At 64.4% G+C, this 19,332-nt stretch carries 16 protein-coding genes; 9 read left to right on the top strand and 7 right to left on the bottom strand.

Going from position 1 to position 19,332, the window contains the following annotated elements; all coding sequences use genetic code 11:
• The first annotated feature begins 10 nt into the window (after positions 1-10).
• The 9 genes from uvrC to CAPP_RS06245 all read left to right on the top strand — a co-directional run bounded on the left by uvrC (position 11) and on the right by CAPP_RS06245 (position 10,066).
• Positions 11-2,098 (top strand): excinuclease ABC subunit UvrC, encoded by a 2,088-nt coding sequence (uvrC, locus tag CAPP_RS06285; protein WP_076599428.1) that lies wholly within the window; start codon positions 11-13, stop codon positions 2,096-2,098.
• Positions 2,099-2,133: 35 nt separating this feature from the next.
• The gene (gene rapZ / locus CAPP_RS06280) at positions 2,134-3,009 is read left to right on the top strand and encodes an RNase adapter RapZ (protein WP_076599446.1); all 876 of its coding nucleotides are present in this window, start codon (positions 2,134-2,136) and stop codon (positions 3,007-3,009) included.
• Between the two features lie 14 nt (positions 3,010-3,023).
• On the top strand, positions 3,024-4,022 hold the full coding sequence (locus CAPP_RS06275) for a gluconeogenesis factor YvcK family protein (protein ID WP_076599429.1): 999 nt from the start codon (positions 3,024-3,026) through the stop codon (positions 4,020-4,022).
• Positions 4,023-4,088: 66 nt separating this feature from the next.
• Positions 4,089-5,057 (top strand): DNA-binding protein WhiA, encoded by a 969-nt coding sequence (gene whiA, locus CAPP_RS06270; RefSeq protein WP_076599430.1) that lies wholly within the window; start codon positions 4,089-4,091, stop codon positions 5,055-5,057.
• Positions 5,058-5,332: 275 nt separating this feature from the next.
• The gene (gene gap / locus CAPP_RS06265) at positions 5,333-6,343 is read left to right on the top strand and encodes a type I glyceraldehyde-3-phosphate dehydrogenase (protein WP_076599431.1); all 1,011 of its coding nucleotides are present in this window, start codon (positions 5,333-5,335) and stop codon (positions 6,341-6,343) included.
• A 95-nt stretch (positions 6,344-6,438) separates the two neighbouring features.
• Positions 6,439-7,659: a phosphoglycerate kinase gene (locus tag CAPP_RS06260; protein WP_076599432.1), complete on the top strand. Its 1,221-nt coding sequence runs from the start codon at positions 6,439-6,441 to the stop codon at positions 7,657-7,659.
• Positions 7,660-7,679: 20 nt separating this feature from the next.
• Positions 7,680-8,465, top strand: a complete 786-nt coding sequence (tpiA, locus tag CAPP_RS06255; RefSeq protein ID WP_076599433.1) for a triose-phosphate isomerase — start codon at positions 7,680-7,682, stop codon at positions 8,463-8,465.
• Between the two features lie 109 nt (positions 8,466-8,574).
• Positions 8,575-8,811 carry a preprotein translocase subunit SecG gene (gene secG / locus CAPP_RS06250; protein WP_076599434.1) on the top strand — a complete coding sequence of 79 codons (237 nt, stop codon included), beginning with the start codon at positions 8,575-8,577 and terminating at the stop codon, positions 8,809-8,811.
• Positions 8,812-8,995: 184 nt separating this feature from the next.
• Positions 8,996-10,066, top strand: coding sequence for an HNH endonuclease signature motif containing protein (locus tag CAPP_RS06245; protein WP_076599447.1), 1,071 nt, complete (start codon positions 8,996-8,998; stop codon positions 10,064-10,066).
• A 208-nt stretch (positions 10,067-10,274) separates the two neighbouring features.
• Here the strand turns inward: CAPP_RS06245 and istB are convergent, their stop codons facing one another.
• From istB to tkt, 7 genes are all read right to left on the bottom strand, one after another.
• The gene (istB, locus tag CAPP_RS06240) at positions 10,275-11,057 is read right to left on the bottom strand and encodes an IS21-like element helper ATPase IstB (RefSeq protein WP_290172690.1); all 783 of its coding nucleotides are present in this window, start codon (positions 11,055-11,057) and stop codon (positions 10,275-10,277) included.
• A gap of 26 nt (positions 11,058-11,083) precedes the next feature.
• Positions 11,084-12,289, bottom strand: coding sequence for an IS21 family transposase (gene istA / locus CAPP_RS06235; RefSeq protein WP_290172685.1), 1,206 nt, complete (start codon positions 12,287-12,289; stop codon positions 11,084-11,086).
• Between the two features lie 333 nt (positions 12,290-12,622).
• Positions 12,623-13,351 (bottom strand): 6-phosphogluconolactonase, encoded by a 729-nt coding sequence (gene pgl / locus CAPP_RS06230; RefSeq protein WP_076598598.1) that lies wholly within the window; start codon positions 13,349-13,351, stop codon positions 12,623-12,625.
• 37 nt (positions 13,352-13,388) lie between these two features.
• Entirely contained in the window at positions 13,389-14,324 is a 936-nt protein-coding gene (locus tag CAPP_RS06225) for a glucose-6-phosphate dehydrogenase assembly protein OpcA (RefSeq protein ID WP_076598597.1), read from the bottom strand.
• Between the two features lie 51 nt (positions 14,325-14,375).
• Positions 14,376-15,917, bottom strand: a complete 1,542-nt coding sequence (gene zwf, locus CAPP_RS06220; RefSeq protein WP_076598596.1) for a glucose-6-phosphate dehydrogenase — start codon at positions 15,915-15,917, stop codon at positions 14,376-14,378.
• A 128-nt stretch (positions 15,918-16,045) separates the two neighbouring features.
• On the bottom strand, positions 16,046-17,131 hold the full coding sequence (tal, locus tag CAPP_RS06215; RefSeq protein ID WP_076598595.1) for a transaldolase: 1,086 nt from the start codon (positions 17,129-17,131) through the stop codon (positions 16,046-16,048).
• 48 nt (positions 17,132-17,179) lie between these two features.
• Positions 17,180-19,312, bottom strand: a complete 2,133-nt coding sequence (tkt, locus tag CAPP_RS06210) for a transketolase (protein WP_076598652.1) — start codon at positions 19,310-19,312, stop codon at positions 17,180-17,182.
• Positions 19,313-19,332 lie beyond the last annotated feature (20 nt).

Genomic DNA, 19,332 nt, shown 5'->3' with positions numbered 1-19,332 from the left:
GGCAGGCGCTGTGGTCAACCCAGCTACCTACCGTCCCGCTCCCGGAACAATTCCCACCGAGCCGGGCGTGTACAAATTCCGTGACGGCGCAGGACGCGTCGTCTACGTCGGCAAAGCGAAGAATCTCCGAGCGCGCCTCAACAACTACTTCCAGCCGCCGGAGCAGCTCCACCCGCGCACCCGACAGATGGTGTTCACCGCCTCCAAGGTCGAGTGGACCGTCGTCGCCAGCGAGGTCGAGGCTCTGCAGCTTGAGTACACGTGGATCAAGCGGTACGACCCGTGGTTCAACGTCATGTACCGCGACGACAAAACGTACCCGATGCTTGCGGTGAGCGTGGGGGAGAAATACCCCCGCGCGTTCTTCTACCGCGGCCCGCGGCGCAAGGGTGTGCGCTATTTCGGCCCGTTTTCCCACGCGTGGGCCGTGCGCGAGACGCTCGACTTGCTCACGCGCGTGTTCCCCGTTCGCACCTGCTCGAACGGCGTCTTCAAGCGCCACGAGCAGTTGGGGCGCCCGTGCCTGCTCGGATATATCGACAAGTGCTCCGCGCCGTGCGTCCAGCGCGTCGACGAACCCGAGTACGACGAGATCGTCTCCGGGTTCATGGGCTTCATGTCCGGACGCACCGACGGCGTCGTCAAAGGCCTCACCAGCCAGATGATGGAGGCAAGCGAGAACCTCGAATTCGAGAAGGCCGCGCGTCTGCGCGACGACCTCGGCGCCGTCAACAAAGTCATGGAGCGCCAGACCGTCGTTCTCAACATCGACACGGACGCCGACATCATTGCCTTCGACACCGACGAACTCGAGGCCGCCGTGCAGATCTTCGCCGTGCGCGAGGGCCGCATCCGCTCGCAACGCGGCTGGGTCGTCGAGAAAACGGGAGACGAGCCGGGCTCGCTCACACGGCTTGACGACGGCGAAGCCGACCCCGCCTTGCCCGCTCTCATGCAGAATTTCCTGGTGCAGCATTATTCCGACGCCGTCGAGCGCATGGAGCAGGAAAAAGCGGAGGACGAGCGGCTGGCCGCCAAGAAAGTCCGCCGCCGCGGTGTTGACCAGGAATCCCACGAGAAGATCCGGCCGCCCATGCCCGTGCCGCGCGAGATCCTCGTCCAGGTCATGCCCGACGAGCCGGAGGAGACACGCGCGTTGTTGGAGCAGCTCCGCGGCGGCCCCGTCGAATTCCGCGTCCCGCAGCGCGGCGACAAGAAATCGCTCATGGAGACCGTCCAGCGCAACGCCAAGGAATCGCTGCGCCAGCACAAGCTGAAGCGTGTCGGCGACCTCACCGCGCGCTCCCAGGCGCTCCAGGACATCCAGGACGCTCTCGGCATGGACGACGCGCCTCTGCGCATCGAGTGCACCGACATCTCCCACATCCAGGGCACCGATGTCGTCGCCTCGCTCGTCGTCTTCGAAGACGGGCTGCCCAAGAAATCCGACTACCGCCGCTACCGCATCAAGGAAGCCGCCGGTGACGGCCGCAGCGACGATGTCGGCTCCATCGCGGAAGTCACGCGCCGGCGATTTAAACGTCACAACCAGGACAAGCTCGCCAACCCCGAAGACCCAGATCTCGACGAGACCAGCTTTTCCGACGAGGAAGAACTGGACGCGTCCGCCGATGTGGAATCCACCGACAATAAGAGGTTCGCGTACCCGCCGCAGCTCTTCATTGTCGACGGCGGCAAACCGCAGGTCACCGCCGCGCAAAAAGTGTTCGACGAGCTCGGCATTATCGACGTCACTCTCGTCGGCTTGGCCAAACGCCTCGAAGAGATCTGGGTGCCCTACGACGACGAACCCCTCATCCTGCCCCGCAATTCCGAAGGCATGTACCTGCTGCAGCAGATCCGCGACGAGGCCCACCGCTTCGCCATCACCTACCACCGCCAGCAGCGCTCCAAACGAATGCGCGCCTCCGCGCTCGACGGCATTCCCGGGCTCGGTCCCGCTCGCCGCAGCGATTTGGTCAAGCACTTCGGCAGCGTGAAAAAACTCAAGGAAGCCAGCGTCGAGGACATCGCAGAGGTCAAGGGCATCGGCCCCAAGCTCGCGGAAACGGTGTACGAGCATCTGCGGAAGAGCTGACGTCGATAAGCGCGCAATTGTCTACGATGGGGCGCATGACCACCCCAACTGAGTTGCGACCCGTCATCATCACGGGGCTGTCCGGCGGCGGGTTGTCCTCCGCCGCGAAAGTCTTCGAGGACAAGGGCTACTTCGTCTCCCAGAACCTCCCGCCGCAACTCATCCTCGAGCTGATGGACCTCGCGGCGCGGAAAGACTCGCCCGTGGACAAGCTGGCCGTCGTCACCGACGTGCGCGCCCGCATCTTCAAGGGCTCCCTGATGGAGATGATCAGCGTTGCGCGCGAACGCGGCTTCAACCCGTTCGTGCTCTACCTCGAAGCGCGCGACGACGTGCTCATCAAGCGCTTCGATAGCGTCCGGCGCACCCACCCGCTGCAAGAGGACAACCCCTTGAGCGTCGGCATCGAACGCGAACGCGCCGAACTCTCCCGCGTCCGCGACACCGCCGATGTCATCATCGACTCCTCCAACTTGTCCATCCACGACCTGCGCCGCGCGATCGAGGCCTCCATCGGCGACCTCGCATCCGCGAAACAGCACGTGACGGTCCAGTCTTTCGGCTTCAAGCACGGTTCCCCGCGCGACGCCGACCTCATCTTCGACGTCCGCTTCCTGCCGAACCCGTACTGGATCGAAGAGCTCCGCCACTTCCGCGGTGTGGACAAACCCGTCAGCGACTACGTGCTGAGCCAACCCGGCGCCTCCGAGTACGTCGACAGCGTCGTCAACCTGCTCAGCTCTATGATGGCCGGCTACAAGCACGAAGGAAAAGACTTCGTCACCGTCGGCATCGGCTGCACTGGTGGCCACCACCGCTCTGTCGCTGTCGCCGAAGAGGTCGGCCGCAGGCTCTCGCAACACGGCGGACTCGACGTCTCCGTCATGCACCGCGACCTGCAGCGCCACTAGAAAGAAGCGTGAAAATGTCCCAGTTGCGCATCACCAGTCTCGGCGGCGGTCACGGCCTCCACCAGACCCTGCTCGCCGCGAAACGAATGACCGGCGCTCAAGACGGCGACGGCAAATCGCCTGAAACGAGCCGCGTTCACGCCGTAGTCACCGTCGCCGACGACGGTGGATCCTCTGGCCGCCTGCGCCGCGAGCTCGCCGTCATCCCGCCCGGCGACCTCCGCATGGCCATGGCTGCGCTCACCCCCGAAAACGACGACGGCAGCCTGCGCCGCGAGGCCCTCCAGCACCGCTTCGGCGGCAACGGAGCCATGGCCGGCCATGCCGTCGGCAACCTCATCATTGCCGGGCTCACCGAAATGAGCGGTGACATCCAGCAGGCGCTCGACACGGTCGCACAGTGGTGCAACGCCAAAGGGCGCGTTCTTCCTGTGGCGCTCGAACCACTCGACATCGAAGCCGAAGTCGCCGGGCTTGACGACGATCCTCGCGTCCTCCGCTCCGTCCGCGGCCAGGTCGCCGTCGCAACCACCCCCGGATCCGTTCGCCGCGTGCGCCTGCACCCGGCGAAGCCAGCCGCGAACCCTGCGGCCGTCGAGGCCATCCTGAACGCCGATATCGTCACCATCGGCCCCGGTTCCTGGTTCTCCTCGGTCCTGCCGCACCTGCTCATCCCGGATATTGTCGCGGCCCTCAACGAGACGAAAGCTCCCGTCGTAGTCATCTTGAATCTCTCGCCCGAGGCGGGGGAGACCCCGGGATTCACCACCGAGCGCCACATCCACGTTTTCAACCAGCACGCTCCCGGACTGAACGTGGACATGTTCCTCGTCGACGACGGAACCGACTATACCGAGGGGGAGCGCACCTACCTGACCCGCACCGCCGAGCAAGCAGGCGCACGCATGGTCTTCGCCGATCTCCGCGAGATCGACGGCAACGGCGAACCCATGAACAGGCACGATCCGGAGAAACTAGCAGCTGCCATCACAGACGCTCTCGAGGGAAACTAGACTGGCGCAAAGCTACCGGCTCATCCACGAAGCGTTGCTGGCACCAGGGAAAGGGAGAACTCTCACGTGGCGTTGACAGCGAAAGTCAAAGACGAATTGTTGGCGGTCACCCCGTCTGGGGCGGACGCCCGCATCGCCGAAGCGACCGCGATGCTCCGCGTGGCGGGGGAATTCACCCATGGGCTTCGCGGCCTTGAAATCCGAGCTGATTTCACTGAACTCGCCGTCGCCGAGCACCTCGCAGCCACGATCCGGGATGTCTGCGAAGTCACAGTCGACGTGGATTCCATCGCCCCGGGCAGCAATTCGCGCGACACCCGCTACGAGGTGACCGTGACCGACGGTGCCCGCGACGTCATCCGTCGCTTCAAACTCGTCACCGCCTCCGGCCACCCGGTCGTGGGTCTGCCGCGCACCATTATTTCCGGCACCACCGCCGAAGTCGAAGGTGCGTGGCGCGGGGCGTTCCTCGCCCGCGGCGCTCTCACCGAACCCGGCCGCACATCGAACCTCGAAGTGCTCTGCCCTCGCCAAGAAACCGCGCTCGCCCTCGTCGGTCTTGCACGCCGTCTTTCCGTGCCCGCCAAGACCAAGGAGACCCGCGGTGTCGAGCGCGTCTTCATCCGCGACGGTGACGCCATCGGCATTCTGCTCTCCCGCATCGGCGCACCACGCACCCGCCTCGAATGGGACGAAAAGCGCAAGATCCGCAACGAGCGCACCAGCGCCAGCCACCACGCCAACTTCGACGACGCCAACCAGCGCCGCTCCGCCCAAGCCGCGGCAGCCGCTGCCGCACGAGTCGAACGCGCCATGAGTATCCTCGGCGACGACGTGCCCGAGCACCTCGCCGACGCTGGATACCTCCGCGTCAAGCACCGCCATGCCTCCCTCGAGGAACTCGGCCGAGTCTCCGACCCCCAGATGACCAAGGACGCGGTCGCCGGCCGCATCCGCCGTCTGCTCTCGCTCGCCGACAAGCGCGCCGAAGAACTCGGTATTCCCGATACGCACGCCGCGGTCGACGAGGAGTGACCGGGGGTGGCCCGTATTCTTCCGGGTGGTTCCGAATGTGTCTGAAACATTTGCGGCGGAGGGGGAGCCTCTGCGACGGTTCATCGGCGTGAATGCAAACAGTCGACGCATCGTCGCAGTACACGCGGGATGATAGTGCCGGAACCGGGCGTTCGCGGAAACTTACTGCAGTGACGTCCGGTTTTGTCTACACTGGGAGGCGAAGACCACGGGTTGACAATGACCCGGAAAACGGTCTAATCCAAGGAACCCATACTCCGAAGGAGCACTCACACATGACCACTCGCATTGGCATCAATGGCTTCGGCCGCATCGGCCGCTCCGCGTTCCGCATCATTCTCGACCAGTACGCAAACGACCTTGAGGTCGTGAAGATCAACGATCTCACCGACAACGCGACCCTGGCGCACCTGACCAAGTACGACACCGCTTACGGCCAGCTCGGCCGCGAGGTGTCCTACGACGACGACTCCATCACCGTCGACGGCAAGCGCATCGAGGTCACGGCGGAGAAGGACCCGGCCAACCTCGCGTGGGGTGACGCCGACGTGGACATCGTGCTCGAGTGCACCGGCATCTTCACCGACGGCGAGAAGGCGAAGGCCCACATCGACGCCGGCGCCAAGAAGGTCATCATCTCCGCCCCGGGCAAGAACGTTGACGGCACCTACGTGTGGGGAGTCAACCACACCGACTACACCAACGACGCGAACATCATCTCCGCGGCATCCTGCACCACCAACTCCCTGGCTCCGGTGGCAAAGGTCCTCAACGACGCGTTCGGCATTGAGCGCGGCCTGATGACCACGATCCACGCTTACACCGGCGACCAGCGCATCCAGGACGCTCCGCACAAGGACCTGCGCCGCGCCCGCGCCGCCGCCCAGAACATCGTTCCGACGACGACCGGTGCCGCTAAGGCCGTTGCCCTCGTCCTGCCGGAGCTCGAGGGCAAGCTCGACGGCTTCGCAATGCGCGTGCCCACCATCACCGGTTCCGCGACGGACCTCACCGTCACCGTGGGCAAGGACGTCACCGTCGAAGAGGTCAACGAGGCAGTGAAGAACGCTGTCCAGGACTCCGAGTTCGGCCGCGCACTCGAGTACACCGAGGATCCGATTGTGTCCTCCGACATCATCGGCAACTCCCACGGCGCGATCTTCGACGCTGGTATGACCCGCGTCATCGACGGCAACCTGGTGAAGATCATCTCCTGGTACGACAACGAATACTCGTACACGTCCCAGTACATCCGCATGACCAAGCACGTCGCGGACAACCTCTAAACCACCACTGACACACGCGATGCCCGGGTAGAGTGCAATCTTGCACCCTGTCCGGGCTTTGCTCGTTTCACCCTGATTCCAAGGAGTAAAAAATCATGGCTGTACGTTCCATCGACGAACTGCTCAAGGAGGGCGTCGACGGACGCCACGTGCTCGTCCGCTCCGATTTCAACGTCCCGCTCGACGACGACGGCAACATCACGGACGCGGGCCGCATCGACGCCTCGCTGCGCACAATCAAGGCGCTTATCGACGGCGGCGCCAAGGTCATCCTCACCGCCCACCTCGGCCGCCCCAAAGGTGAAGTGAACCCGAAGTATTCCTTGAAGCCCGTGGCAGAGGCCCTATCCGAGAAGCTCGGCCAGTACGTTGCCCTGGCTTCCGATGTCACCGGCGAAGACGCACACGAGCGCGCCAACGGCCTGTCCGAGGGCGATGTCCTGCTCGTCGAGAACGTGCGTTTCGATGCCCGCGAGACCTCCAAGGACGAATCCGAACGCGGCACCTTCGCCGACGAGCTCGTCGCCCTCGCCGCCGATAACGGCGCATTCGTCTCCGACGGCTTCGGCGTGGTCCACCGTGCGCAAGCTTCCGTCTACGACGTGGCCAAGCGCTTGCCCGCTTACGCCGGCTACTTGGTCCAGGACGAGGTGGAAAAGCTCGCCTCCGTCAAGGACAACCCGACCTCCCCGTACGTTGTCGTCCTCGGCGGCTCCAAGGTCTCCGACAAGCTCGGCGTCATCGAGGCCCTGGCTGAGAAGGCCGACAAGGTCATCATCGGCGGCGGCATGTGCTACACGTTCCTCACCGCCCAGGGACACAACACCCAGGACTCCCTGCTGCAGGAGGAGATGGTGGACACCTGCAAGGAGTTGATCGAGAAGTACGGCGACAAGATTGTCCTGCCCGTCGACCTTGTCGCAGCTTCGGAGTTCGACAACGACGCCGAGCGCAAGGTCGTCGACCTCGACGGCGTCCCCGAAGGCTGGATGTCTCTCGACATCGGCCCGGAGACCGCCAAGAAGTACGCCGAGATCATCGCCGACTCCAAGACCGTGTTCTGGAACGGCCCGATGGGTGTGTTCGAGAAGTCCAACTTCGCTGACGGCACCTGCACCGTCGCACAGGCCATGATCGACGCCACCGCGAACAACGGCTCCTTCACCGTCGTCGGCGGCGGCGATTCCGCCGCGTCCGTGCGCACCCTCGGCCTCGACGAGGACGGCTTCTCCCACATCTCCACCGGCGGCGGCGCGTCCCTCGAGCTCGTCGAAGGCAAGGAACTCCCAGGCGTCACAGTCCTGGAACAGAACTAAAGCGAAAGGAGCCTCAAACAATGGCACGCACACCACTCATTGCCGGCAACTGGAAGATGAATCACGACCACCTCGAGGCCATCTCCCAGGCGCAGCGCCTCGCATTCGCGCTGCCGGACGACTACTACGAGGACGTCGACGTCGCCCTCACCGTCCCCTTCACCGATCTCCGCTCCCTGCAGACCCTGGTTCAAGGCGACAAACTGAAGATCACCTACGGTGCCCAGGACGTTTCCGCCCACGAGTCTGGCGCCTACACCGGTGAGATTTCCGCCGCGATGCTGGCCAAGCTCGACTGCACCTGGGTTGTCGTCGGCCACTCCGAGCGCCGCGACTACCACAACGAGTCCAACGAGCTCGTCGCCGCCAAGGCCAAGGCCGCGCTCGACAACGGCATCAGTCCGATCGTCTGCGTCGGTGAGCCCTTGGATGTGCGCGAAGCGGGGGAGCAGGTGGACTTCGTCGTCAAGCAAACGCGCGAGTCGCTCGCCGGCCTGTCCACCGAGGAACTGTCCAGGACCGTGATCGCCTACGAGCCTGTGTGGGCCATCGGCACCGGCAAGAGCGCCTCCGCCGAGGACGCGCAGGAGATCTGCTCCGCAATCCGCGGCCTCATCGCCGAGCTTGCCGACGACACCGTCGCCTCCTCCATCCGCATCCTCTACGGCGGCTCTGTGAAGGCCGACACTATTGCCGACATCATCGGCCAGCCCGATGTCGACGGCGGACTCGTCGGCGGAGCCTCCCTCGACGGCAACGACTTCGCCAAGCTCGCCGCCGCCGCAGGCGACGCCGCCCGCGCCTAAACACCGCCATCCTCGAAGCTTCCCCGGCACGCCGATGCTGGGGAAGCTTCCCCGTTCATGTAACATGTGAACGGTTAACCGCCCGTACTCGATATGGAGGCATCGTCACATGACCCTCGCACTGCAGATCATCCTGGTTATCGCATCCTTGCTGATGACGGTCTTCGTTCTGCTGCACAAGGGCAAAGGTGGCGGCCTTTCCAGCCTCTTCGGCGGCGGCGTCCAGGCGAACCTCTCCGGTTCCACCGTCGTGGAGAAGAACCTCGACCGCTACACCGTGGCCGTGGCGATCATCTGGATCGTCTGCATTATCGGCCTCAATCTGATTCAGGCGTACGGCCTGTAGCCTTCCGCCCCACGGCCCCGAAACGCTCACCTGCTCCGCGCGGTGGGCGTTTTTGTATGCTTATCGACGCCTCCCGCAACCCTCCCTGCTGCTCCCCTGTGGATAAGTCTGTTTGTGGGCGGGTTATCCACAGATTTTTAGGGGCTTCTTTTTCGGGGTTGTTGTTCTGTTTAGCGTGTGGGGCATGAGAGATTTTGACGCGTTTCTTGGATCACTTGGTAGCCCGATGGATATCCTGGCTGGTTTCGACCGTCAGGCTGCTCGTGCTGCCGGCGTCAAGCCCACCTCGTATGTCGAGTGGGAAAAGGCCCACGAGGTCTACTTCGGTGCGACCCGCTTTTCACGCCAGCAAGTCAACGCTGTCACCGTTGCTAGGCAGACGGGGAAGTCTCTGGATCAGATCCTGTTCATTGAGCAGCAAGTGCGCGCTGTGTCTTCCGACCGGGAGACATGGAAACTCCGCCTGGCGTTGTTGTCGGTGCGCGGCGACTACAAGACGCTGCAGCGCCGCGCCAAAGACATCATCCCCGACCCGGATAAACCCGCCCCAGAGTCCACGGTCCGGTTTGGCCGGACGCGGAAAGGCAAACGGACGGTCATCGCCACCGGTGAAGAACGTGTCATCGCCGACCTGGAACACGCCCTGCGGAGAAAGCTCGACCCTGATCGGCCCGAGGGCCCGCAGATGTACGAAGCGTTCGCGGAGTTGCTGCGCGGCGGTGCCGGTGTTGCGGAGGCTGTGCCGCGTCCGTTGATCCAGGTCCCGTTGGCAGAGCACATCAGGATCGTTTCCGGTAACGGCGATGAGACGATCCTGGGGTTGTCGGACGGCACCACGATGACTGGTGCGGAGTATCTGACTCACTATTACTCGAGGGATTTGGAGGTGGCGTTGTTCCACCCGCAGGCGGGTCCGGTGAACCTGTACCACGCGAAACGGTTCGCCAACGCCAAGCAACGCGACCTGGCCCGGGCGACGCTCACGACCTGTCCGGTGCCGGATTGCCGGCACGCGGCTGATAATTGCGAGGTCCACCACATCACACCGTGGGCGCGTGGCGGGCCGACCAACATGGACAACCTGTCGGTGTTGTGCAGGTACCACAACCGCACCAACGACGACGACCCCCACCGCAACCACCGGGGTCGAATACACATGCGCAACGGCACCCCGACATGGGTCTCCCCGCGCGGAACACCAGTCCCGAACACCACCCACCAATACGGTGCCATGCACCTGTTGTTCGGAAGCTAGTTCGGAACCTGACCACACCACCAGGCCGAGGGCTAAACATGCCTAACGGCCACTTCGGCGCGCAAATTTGCAGAAATCACGCTGTACAACGGCCGCTTCGGTGCCCGAACTTAGCGGGAGTAATCAACAGACTGCTCGTCGAGGTGTGAGTGCTCTTCGAAATGTAGCCCACTGGCGCTCTTTGAAAAGTAGCCCAGTGTGGTCGTAGTTATTGTGCCTGATTTGTTTGTGGTGTTGTGAGTTCGCGGCCTTTGATGCGGTGGCTTACTCCTCGGTGTTGGAAGATTTTTGCGTGGTGGACGATGCGGTCGACCATGGCAGTTGCGACGGTGACGTCTCCGAAGCATTGGGCCCATTGGGAAAAAGCCAGGTTGGATGTGACGATGATGGATCCGTGTTCGTATCGGCGTGAGACGAGTTGGAAGAACAGGTTTGCGGCATCTGCCTCAACGGGGATGTATCCGAGTTCGTCGATGATGAGCAGGTGGTATCCGCTTAGGCGTTTGAGTACGGATTCGAGTCGTCCGGTGTTATGTGCCTCGGTGAGTGTGTTGATCCACCCTGCGGCGGTGTCGAACAGTACTCGGTAGCCTTGCTGAGCAGCGGTTATGCCTAGGGCTGTAGCTAGGTGTGTTTTTCCGGTGCCTGGTGGGCCTAGAAGGACGACGTTTTCAGCGGTTGCGACCCAGGCACCGGTTTCTAGTCGGGCGATGTCGGCGCGGTCGATGCCGGGTTGGGCGCCGAAGTCGAAATCGGCGATGGTTTTGACTGCTGGAAAACCGGCTCGTTTAACGCGTTGGCGCGCTCCGGATTCAGCGCGTGCGGTGGCTTCTACTGAAAGTACCGCGGCGAGGTATTCCTCGTAGGTATACGATTCTGCGCGTGCTTGTTCAGCAATGGTGGCGTAAACGGTGTTGATACGTGGGGCTTTCAGCGTCTGTGACAGGTGCGCAATCGTTGCTTGGGTGTCGTGGGCGTGCGTGTGGGGCATAGTCGAATCCAATCTTCTTTGGGGCGCTAGGCGATTGAGTCGTAGATGGCTAAGTCGGCTACCTCTACGTCGTTGTCTGGTGTGTGGTTGTGTCGTTGGGGTCCGGTGATTAGCTGTCGCATGCGTCGTGCGGCGTGTCGGTGGGCAGGGTCGGTGATGACGTGGTGTTTGCCCCAGTAACGCCGGTGGCAGGCAGCGATTTCGCCGGATGGTCCTGTGACAGTGATTTCTTCTAGACAGGTGCGCACGGTCACAAGCCTGTCGATGAAGGCGGGGTCGACGCTGTATTGGTTGGTGTCGACGGTGATGTAGTAGTTGCGTGGCAGGCGTACCGCAGGACGGATCCCGATCGTTGGGGCATACGGCGGAAGTGGACGCATGGACTGTTGGTCGATGCGAAACAGATCGATCGGGCGGGTTTTCAACGTGGCATGGGTGCGGGTGTTGGCCACGGTGCTAAACCATTCATCGAGCTGGTCTTGCACATCCTGCGGGTTGCTGAAGCGCCGGCCTGGGAAAAAGGAGCGCTTCATATAGCCGTTGGTGCGTTCAACGATGCCTTTCGATTCCGGATCTCTCGGCGGGGCCTGGACGATCTTGGTGCCGATTGCACCGGCGAACGCAGCGACTGGCTCACACAGGCGGGCCTTACCGATGCCGGCTTCCCGGTCCCATACCAGCCGGTCGGGCACGGCTTTGAAGTCGCGCTCGATGAGCTGCCACATCCCGGCTATCAGGTCGTCGGTGCGACGGGTTGGTAGCAGACAAGCCGCGGCGAATCGGGAATGCGATGCCGCCATCACCAGCACCGGGAATGGCCGGGGCACACCGTTTGCATCGGGCAGCCCGCCAGCGGCAAAAGTCAGGTCGCACTGGATTTCACGCCCGGGAAGATGGGTGAGCGTATCCACGGGGTCTGCGGGAAGATACTCGGGTCGGATCCGGGCAATGTTTTTGCGCAGCCACGATTCTGACCCGGTCCACCCAACGCGCTGTCCGATGACTTTTGCGTTAAGACGTGGAGTTTCAGCCAGCAACGCGCGTACTTGTGGTTCGAAGGCATCAAAACTTGTGGTCTTAACCCGACGCGTCGGGTATTTCGGAGGCGAATCCGAAGCGAGTGCCCGCTCGACAGTCTTCTTCGCGCAGCCAACCTCGTTGGCAATCTTGCGTATCGATAAACCCTGCCCACGCAGGTATCGGATCTGTGCCCATTGCTCCAAAGAAATCACCCATCCAATCTTTTTCGGATGGGCTACTTTTCGGGGAGCGTTTTGGGCTACTTTTCAAAGAGCGCTGACACGAGGATCGTCTTCAGAGGTGTCGGGTAGTCGGTGCTGATTCCGTCGACACCCGCTTCGATCTGTTACCGCATGGCGGCGTCGTCGTTGACGGTCCACGGGTGACGCGGATTCCGGCGTCGCTGGGCACGGAATAATTGGGAGGGCACCGCGGGCCCAATTTGTTTCGCGGCTTCGCCGGTGTCTCCGCCAACAGAGTCATAGTCGACGTCGCCGGTCCACGGGGAGTTGGGAACCCAGGTGGTGTCCGCGCGCTGCGGGGCGCTACTGAGCCGGGGAGAAGGCGTCCTCGGTGACGAAGAGCGTGGTCTCAGCGAGAGCGGGCACGCGGGTGACGGGCCATTCATCGGAAGGCTCGCCGTCGACGAGGTGGCTGATTGCCTCGGCCTTTTCGGAGCCGGAAACGAGCAGCCAGACTTCCTTGGCGCGGGCGACTGCGGGCAGCGTCAAGGTGATGCGCTCAGCGGGCGGCTTCGGGGAGTCGGTGACGCCGACGACGAGTTTCTCTTCCTCGCTTAGTGCCGCGGAAGAGGGGAACAGGGAGTTGATGTGCCCGTCGGGGCCCATGCCGAGGAGGTGCAGGTCAAAACCGCGCGGGGCGTGCTGCTGGATGGCGTTGGAGTAGTTCGCCGCAGTATCGTCGAGCGGCAGGTTGCCGGGACGGTAGCCGTGGATATTTGCTTCGGGGATGTTGACGTGGTTCAGCAGCGCGTAGCGTGCCTGGCCCTCATTGGAGTCCGGGTCGTAGACGGGGACGTTGCGCTCGTCGCCGAAGAAGACGTGGATGCGGGACCAGTCGAGGTTCTTTGCGCGCACGAGGCGGGAGAGAAGCTTGATGCCTGCGCCGCCGCCGGTGAAGACTACTCGCGCGACTCCGTCCCCGTGGACGCCGCCGGTGTCGGAGGCGAGAATCTCGGTGACGGTATCGACGAAGCGGGTGGAGGCTTCGTCGATAAGCACATCGAGATTGGGGACGTTCTCGACGGTGATCATTGCTATCGCTCCTTCAAAAACTGCTTGTCTTACGACTCTAGACAAAAGTGACGTCCGACAGGGACCGCAGCGCCTGCGAGTACGCCCAGTCGGGGTCGAGGTGGCGGAGTTCCTCGGAAAGGCAATCGGCGTCGCTGCGCGTGCTCATGGCGACGAACGAATCGGGCAGCCCCGGCACACGAACGCGGATGGTCTTGTCGTCCTTGACGCTCACGGACACGGGCCCGGAGTTGCGTTCGAGGGTGAGGCGGCGGACGGGGAAGAGACGGGAGGGTTCGCCTGCGGTCGTATCGCTGCAGATGCGGTTGACGGGCGCGTTGAGGCACGAGGACAGCCAGGCGGCGGCGATGTCGACGCTCGGGTCGTCAGCAGGTCCGTCGATCTCGACGGATGTCACGGGTTCGTGCGGGTAGCGGTCGAGCGCGGAGGCGACGACGCCGCGCCAGTGCGTGATGCGGGACCACAGCATGTCGGAGTCGCCGGGGCAGTAGCCGTTGGCGAGGCGCGCCAGCCGGTTGCCGTCGACGTTTTCGCGGGCGTTGGTGATGCGGCGGTGCGCGAGCTGCCCGAGCGGATGCTCGGCGGGGCGCGCGGGGGCGGTCGACGGCCACCAGGCGACGATCGGGGTGTCCGGAAGCAAAAGAGGCGTGACGACGGACGCGATATTGTTCACCAACTCCCCGTGCAAATCCATCACGATGATCTCGGACGCTCCTGCGTCGTCCGCGAGGATCGCTTGGGCGTCGAGGACGCTGTCGCCGTCGGGGTTGCCTGTGATGATCATGAGCACGCGCGAGGGGTGCTCGTGGGAGGCGGTGCGGACGTGGTCGAGGATGGACTCCACGTCGTCGTGGATGTCGGCGACCACAATGAGGGTGAGCACGCGTCCGGTGGCCAGCGAGTAGTTCTCCTGGGTGTCCAGCAGCAGTTTGGAGATCTCCCGGGTGGAGGTGTCTGACATGGTGATGATCATCTGAGACTCTTTTCCTGCGGTTCCTGCGGTTCCTGCGTTGTCCTGCGGGCGCTAGGGGCGCCGCCAGGTGCGTCCGTGGGCGGCCATCATTTCGTCGGCGGAGGTGGGGCCCCAGGTGCCGGCGGCGTATTCGTCGGGGCGGCCGGTGGCGGCCCAGTAATCGAGGATGGGGTCGAGGATCTCCCAGCTGCGCTCGACTTCGGCGGCGGTGGGGAAGAGGCCGGTTTCGTCGAGAAGCGCGTCGAGGATGAGGCGCTCGTAGGCTTCCGGAGATTCCTCCGTGAATGCTTCGGTGTAGGAGAAGTCCATGTTGACGTCGCGGACTTCCATCGTGGAGCCGGGGACCTTGGAGCCGAAGCGGAGCAGGATGCCTTCGTCGGGCTGGACGCGGATGACGAGCGTGTTGGCGCCCAGCTGGCTGGTCAATCCGGGACCGAATGCCTCGTGTGGCGCCTTTTTGAACACGAGCGCGATCTCGGTGACGCGGCGGCCCAGGCGCTTGCCGGTGCGCAGATAGAACGGGACGCCGGCCCAGCGGCGGGAGTTCACGCCGAGGGTGCACGCGGCGTAGGTCTCGGTGCTGGACTCGGGGTCGAAGCCGTCCTCTTCGCGCAGGCCGACGACCTGCTCCGAGCCCTGCCAGCCGGCGGTGTACTGGCCGCGGGCAGTGGTCTCTTCGAACGGCCCGATGGGCTTGGTGGCGCGCAGGATCTTGAGCTTTTCGTAGCGCAGCTGGCGGGGGGAGAAAGAGACCGGCTCATCCATGGCCACCAGGGCGAGTAGCTGCAGCAGGTGATTCTGGATGACGTCGCGTGCGGCGCCGATGCCGTCGTAGTAGCCGGCGCGGCCGCCGAGCCCGATGTCCTCGGCCATGGTGATTTGGACGTGGTCGACGAACTGGGCGTTCCAGAGCGGCTCGAACATCTGGTTGGCGAACCGCATGGCCAGGATGTTCTGGACGGTTTCTTTACCCAGGTAGTGGTCGATGCGGAAGACGGCGCGCTCGGGGAAGACGGAGTTGATGGTCTCGTTGAGCTCGCGGGCGGTGGCGAGGTTGTGGCCGAACGGCTTCTCGATGATCACGCGCCGCCACTGCCCGTTCTCGGCCTGAGCCATGCCGGTGCGGTCGAGCTGGTCGATCACATTAGAAAAGTATTCCGGCGGCACGGACAGGTAGAAAGCCCAGTTGCCGGCGGTGCCGCGGGTGGCGTCCATGTGGCGCAGCAGCTCGGCCATGCTCTCGAAGGCTTCGTCGTCGTCGAACGCGCCCTGGACGAAGTGCATGCCCTCGGCGAGCCGAGCCCAGACGTGCTCGTCGAAGTCGGTGCGGGCTCCAACCTCGACCTGTTCGCGGACGTAGTTTTCAAACTCTTCCTTCGACCAGGGGCGGCGGCCGAAGCCGACGAGTGTGAAGCCGGCGGGCAAAAGCCCGCGGTACGCGAGGTCGTAGATGGCCGGCAGCAATTTCCGCTTGGCCAGGTCTCCGGTCACGCCGAAGATGACCATGCCAGACGGCCCGGCAATCCGCGGCAGCCGCCGGTCAGCGTGGGAGCGGAGGGGGTTCTTCCATTCTTCGGGTGCCGGGTTCGACACAGGCGTCGGCCTTTCGTCTGGTGGGCTAAACGGTCTGGGACGGTCACGCGCCGCGCATAGGGCGCCGCGGCCGCTGATCCAATTAAGAAGATTAAACCTTAAATGGGCGGCCGCGACGAAGGATTTGGCTATTTCAGGTTCTCGAGCATGGAGTCGAGCAGTTCCTGCCACGCGTCGACGAACTTATCGACGCCTTCGCGTTCGAGGACGGCGACGACGTCGTCAAGCTCGATGCCTGCGGCGGCGAGCTGCTCGAAGACCGCGCGCGCCTCGTCGGCGGTGCCGGTGAGGGTGTCGCCGCGGACGTTGTCGGCGTTGAGCACGGCGTCGATGGTCGGCTCGGGCATGGTGTTGACGGTGTCCGGGCCGGCGAGCTCGACGACGTACATGTCGGCGGGGTAGTCCGGGTTCTTCACGCCGGTCGAGGCCCACAGCGGGCGCTGCTTGTTCGCGCCCTCCGGCAGGCCTGCGTTGTCGCCGAAGGAGTCGAGGAAGAGCTGGTACGCCAGACGGGCGTTGGCAATGCCGGCCTTGCCCTTCAGCGCGCGGGCTTCGTCGGTGCCGATGGCGCCGAGACGGTTGTCCACCTCGGTGTCCATGCGGGAGACGAAGAAGGAGGCGACGGAGTGGATCGTCGACACATCGTGCCCGTTCGCGGCGGCCCGCTCGATACCGGCCTTGTAGGCGTCGATGACCTGCTGGTAGCGCTCGACGGAGAAGATGAGCGTCACGTTGACGGAGATGCCCTCGGCGAGCGCCTGCGTGATGGCGGGCAGGGACGCGTCGGTGGCGGGGATCTTGATCATCACGTTCGGGCGGTCGACGAGCGCCCACAGCTCCTTCGCGTGGGCGACGGTGGCTGCTTCGTCGTCGGCGTGGCGCGGGTCGACCTCGATGGACACGCGCCCGTCCTGGCCGCCGGTGGAGTCGAAGACGTCCCGGAACAGGTCGCAGGCGTCCTGGACGTCTTTCACGCTCATGGCGTAGACGGCCTCGTCGACGCCGATCTGGCCGGCTTTGAGCTCCGCGATCTGCTCGTCGTAGGCGGTGCCGGACGACATCGCCTTGGCGAAGATCGCCGGGTTCGTGGTCACGCCGGCCAGGGATTTGGCGGCTTTGATCTCGGCGAGGTTGCCGGACACGATGCGTTCGCGCGACAGGTCGTCGAGCCAGGTGGAGGTGCCAACTTCGGCGAGGCGGTCAATGGCAGTCATGGTTTCTCCTTTATCGCTTTTCGCTTATCGACGTTTCCCTGCAGGCCCCTACACCCCGTCCCCGCGCACCGGGCCACGCTCTGGGTCGGCGGCGGAATCGGCGGTGCGGGTGCGCACGGAATCGAGGGACTCTCGGGCGGCGGCGACGACCGCGTCGGTGGTGAAGCCGAAGCGCTCGAAGAGCTCTGCGCCCGGCGCGGACGCGCCGAAGTGCTCGAGGGAGACGTTGCGGCCCTGGTCGCCGGTGAAGCGGAACCACGGCATGGCCACGCCTGCTTCGACGGAGACGCGTGCGAGGACGTCGCGCGGGATGATTTCGTCGATGTAGGAGCGCTCCTGCTGGAGGAACCAGTCCATCGACGGCATAGACACCACGCGGGTGGCGATGCCGTCCGCCTCGAGTTCCTTCGCCGCCGCGACTGCGAGCTGGACCTCGGAGCCGGAGCCCATGAGGATGACGTCGGGTGTGCCGGTGGAGGCTTCGACGAGGATGTACGCGCCGCGTGCGACACCGTCGAGAGCCTTTTCCTTGGTGCCTTCGAGCACAGGGAGGTTCTGGCGGGACAGGGCGAGTGCCTTCGGCTGCGGGTCGGCTTCGAGGGCGGCCTTCCAAGCGGCGGCGGTCTCGTTGGCATCGGCCGGGCGGATCACGGCGAGGTCCGGGATGGCGCGCAGAGCCGTGAGCGTCTCGACGGGCTGGTGGGTCGGACCGTCCTCGCCGAGGCCGATGGAGTCGTGGGTGAAGACGTAGTATCCGTCGATGCCCGACAGCGCTGCGACGCGGATGGCGGGGTAGAGGTACTCCGAGAAGATGAGGAAGGTGCCGCCGTAGACGCGGGTATTTCCGTGCAGGGCGATGCCGTTCATGATCGCGCCCATGCCGTGCTCGCGGATGCCGAAGTGCAGATTGCGGCCGTAGGGGTGCGCGGTGAACATGTCGGTGGAGATCGCCTCCGGGCCGAACGATGCCTCGCCCTTGATCAGGGTGTTGTTGGAGCCGGCCAGGTCGGCCGAGCCGCCCCACAGTTCCGGCAGAGTCTTCGCTAGAGCCTGGATGGATGCCTCGGAGGCTTTGCGGGTGGCGATGCCCTTCTCGTCCGGCTCCCACGTCGGCAGCTCGTCGGCCCAGCCAGCCGGCAGTTCGCGGGCGGAAAGGCGGTCCAGGAGGTCCTTGTTGTCGGGGTTTGCGGTAGCCCAGGCGTCGAAAAGCTCTTGCCATTGCTTGTGGGCGTCGGCGCCGCGGTCGACGAGCTTGCGTGTGTGCTCGATGATGGTGTCCTCGACGGGGAACGCTGTGGAAGCGTCGAAGCCGAGCACTTCCTTGACCGCGGCGACCTCGTCGGCGCCGAGGGCGGCGCCGTGGACCGCGCCCGTGTTCATCATGTTCGGGGCGGGGTAGCCGATGACCGTCTTGACACGGATCATCGTCGGCTTCGCCGTCTCCGCCTTCGCCTGCTCGACGGCCTCGAGAATCGCGGTGACGTCCTCGCCGGACTCGACGGTGAGCGTCTGCCAGCCGTATGCCTCGTAGCGGGCGAGCACGTCCTCGTTCAAGGCGATCTGCGTGTCGTCCTCGATGGAGATGCGGTTGTCGTCCCAGAAGGCGATGAGGTTGCCCAGCTGCTGAGTGCCGGCAAGGGAGCTGGCCTCGCTGGTCACGCCCTCCTGCAGGTCGCCGTCGCCGGCGATGACGTAGATGAAGTGGTCGAAGGGCGACTCGCCGGGAGCTGCGCCCGGGTCGAAGAGGCCGCGCTCGCGGCGGGCGGCCATGGCCATGCCCACGGCCGAGGCGAGGCCCTGGCCGAGCGGCCCCGTGGTGATCTCCACGCCGGCGGTGTGGTTGTACTCCGGGTGGCCCGGTGTCTTTGAGCCCCAGGTGCGCAGCGCCTTGAGGTCTTCGATTTCGAGGCCGAAGCCGCCGAGGTAGAGCTGGATGTACTGCGTGAGCGACGAATGGCCGTTCGACAGCACGAAACGGTCGCGGCCGATCCAGTGCGGGTCAGCCGGGTCGTGGCGCATGACGCGCTGATAGAGCGTGTACGCCAGCGGGGCCAGCGACATTGCGGTGCCAGGGTGGCCCGAACCGCAGTTCTCCACTGCGTCGGCAGCCAGGACGCGGACAGCGTCCACGGCGCGGGTGTCTTCTGCGGTCCAGTCCTCCGGGTAGCGGGCCACGGTCATGGCCTGCAGTTCGTCGGGGA

The organism is Corynebacterium appendicis CIP 107643 (genome assembly GCF_030408415.1).
GTDB lineage: Bacteria > Actinomycetota > Actinomycetes > Mycobacteriales > Mycobacteriaceae > Corynebacterium > Corynebacterium appendicis.
The sequence above is the reverse complement of the archived record's forward strand: the minus strand, read 5'-3'. Positions and strand labels throughout refer to the sequence as shown.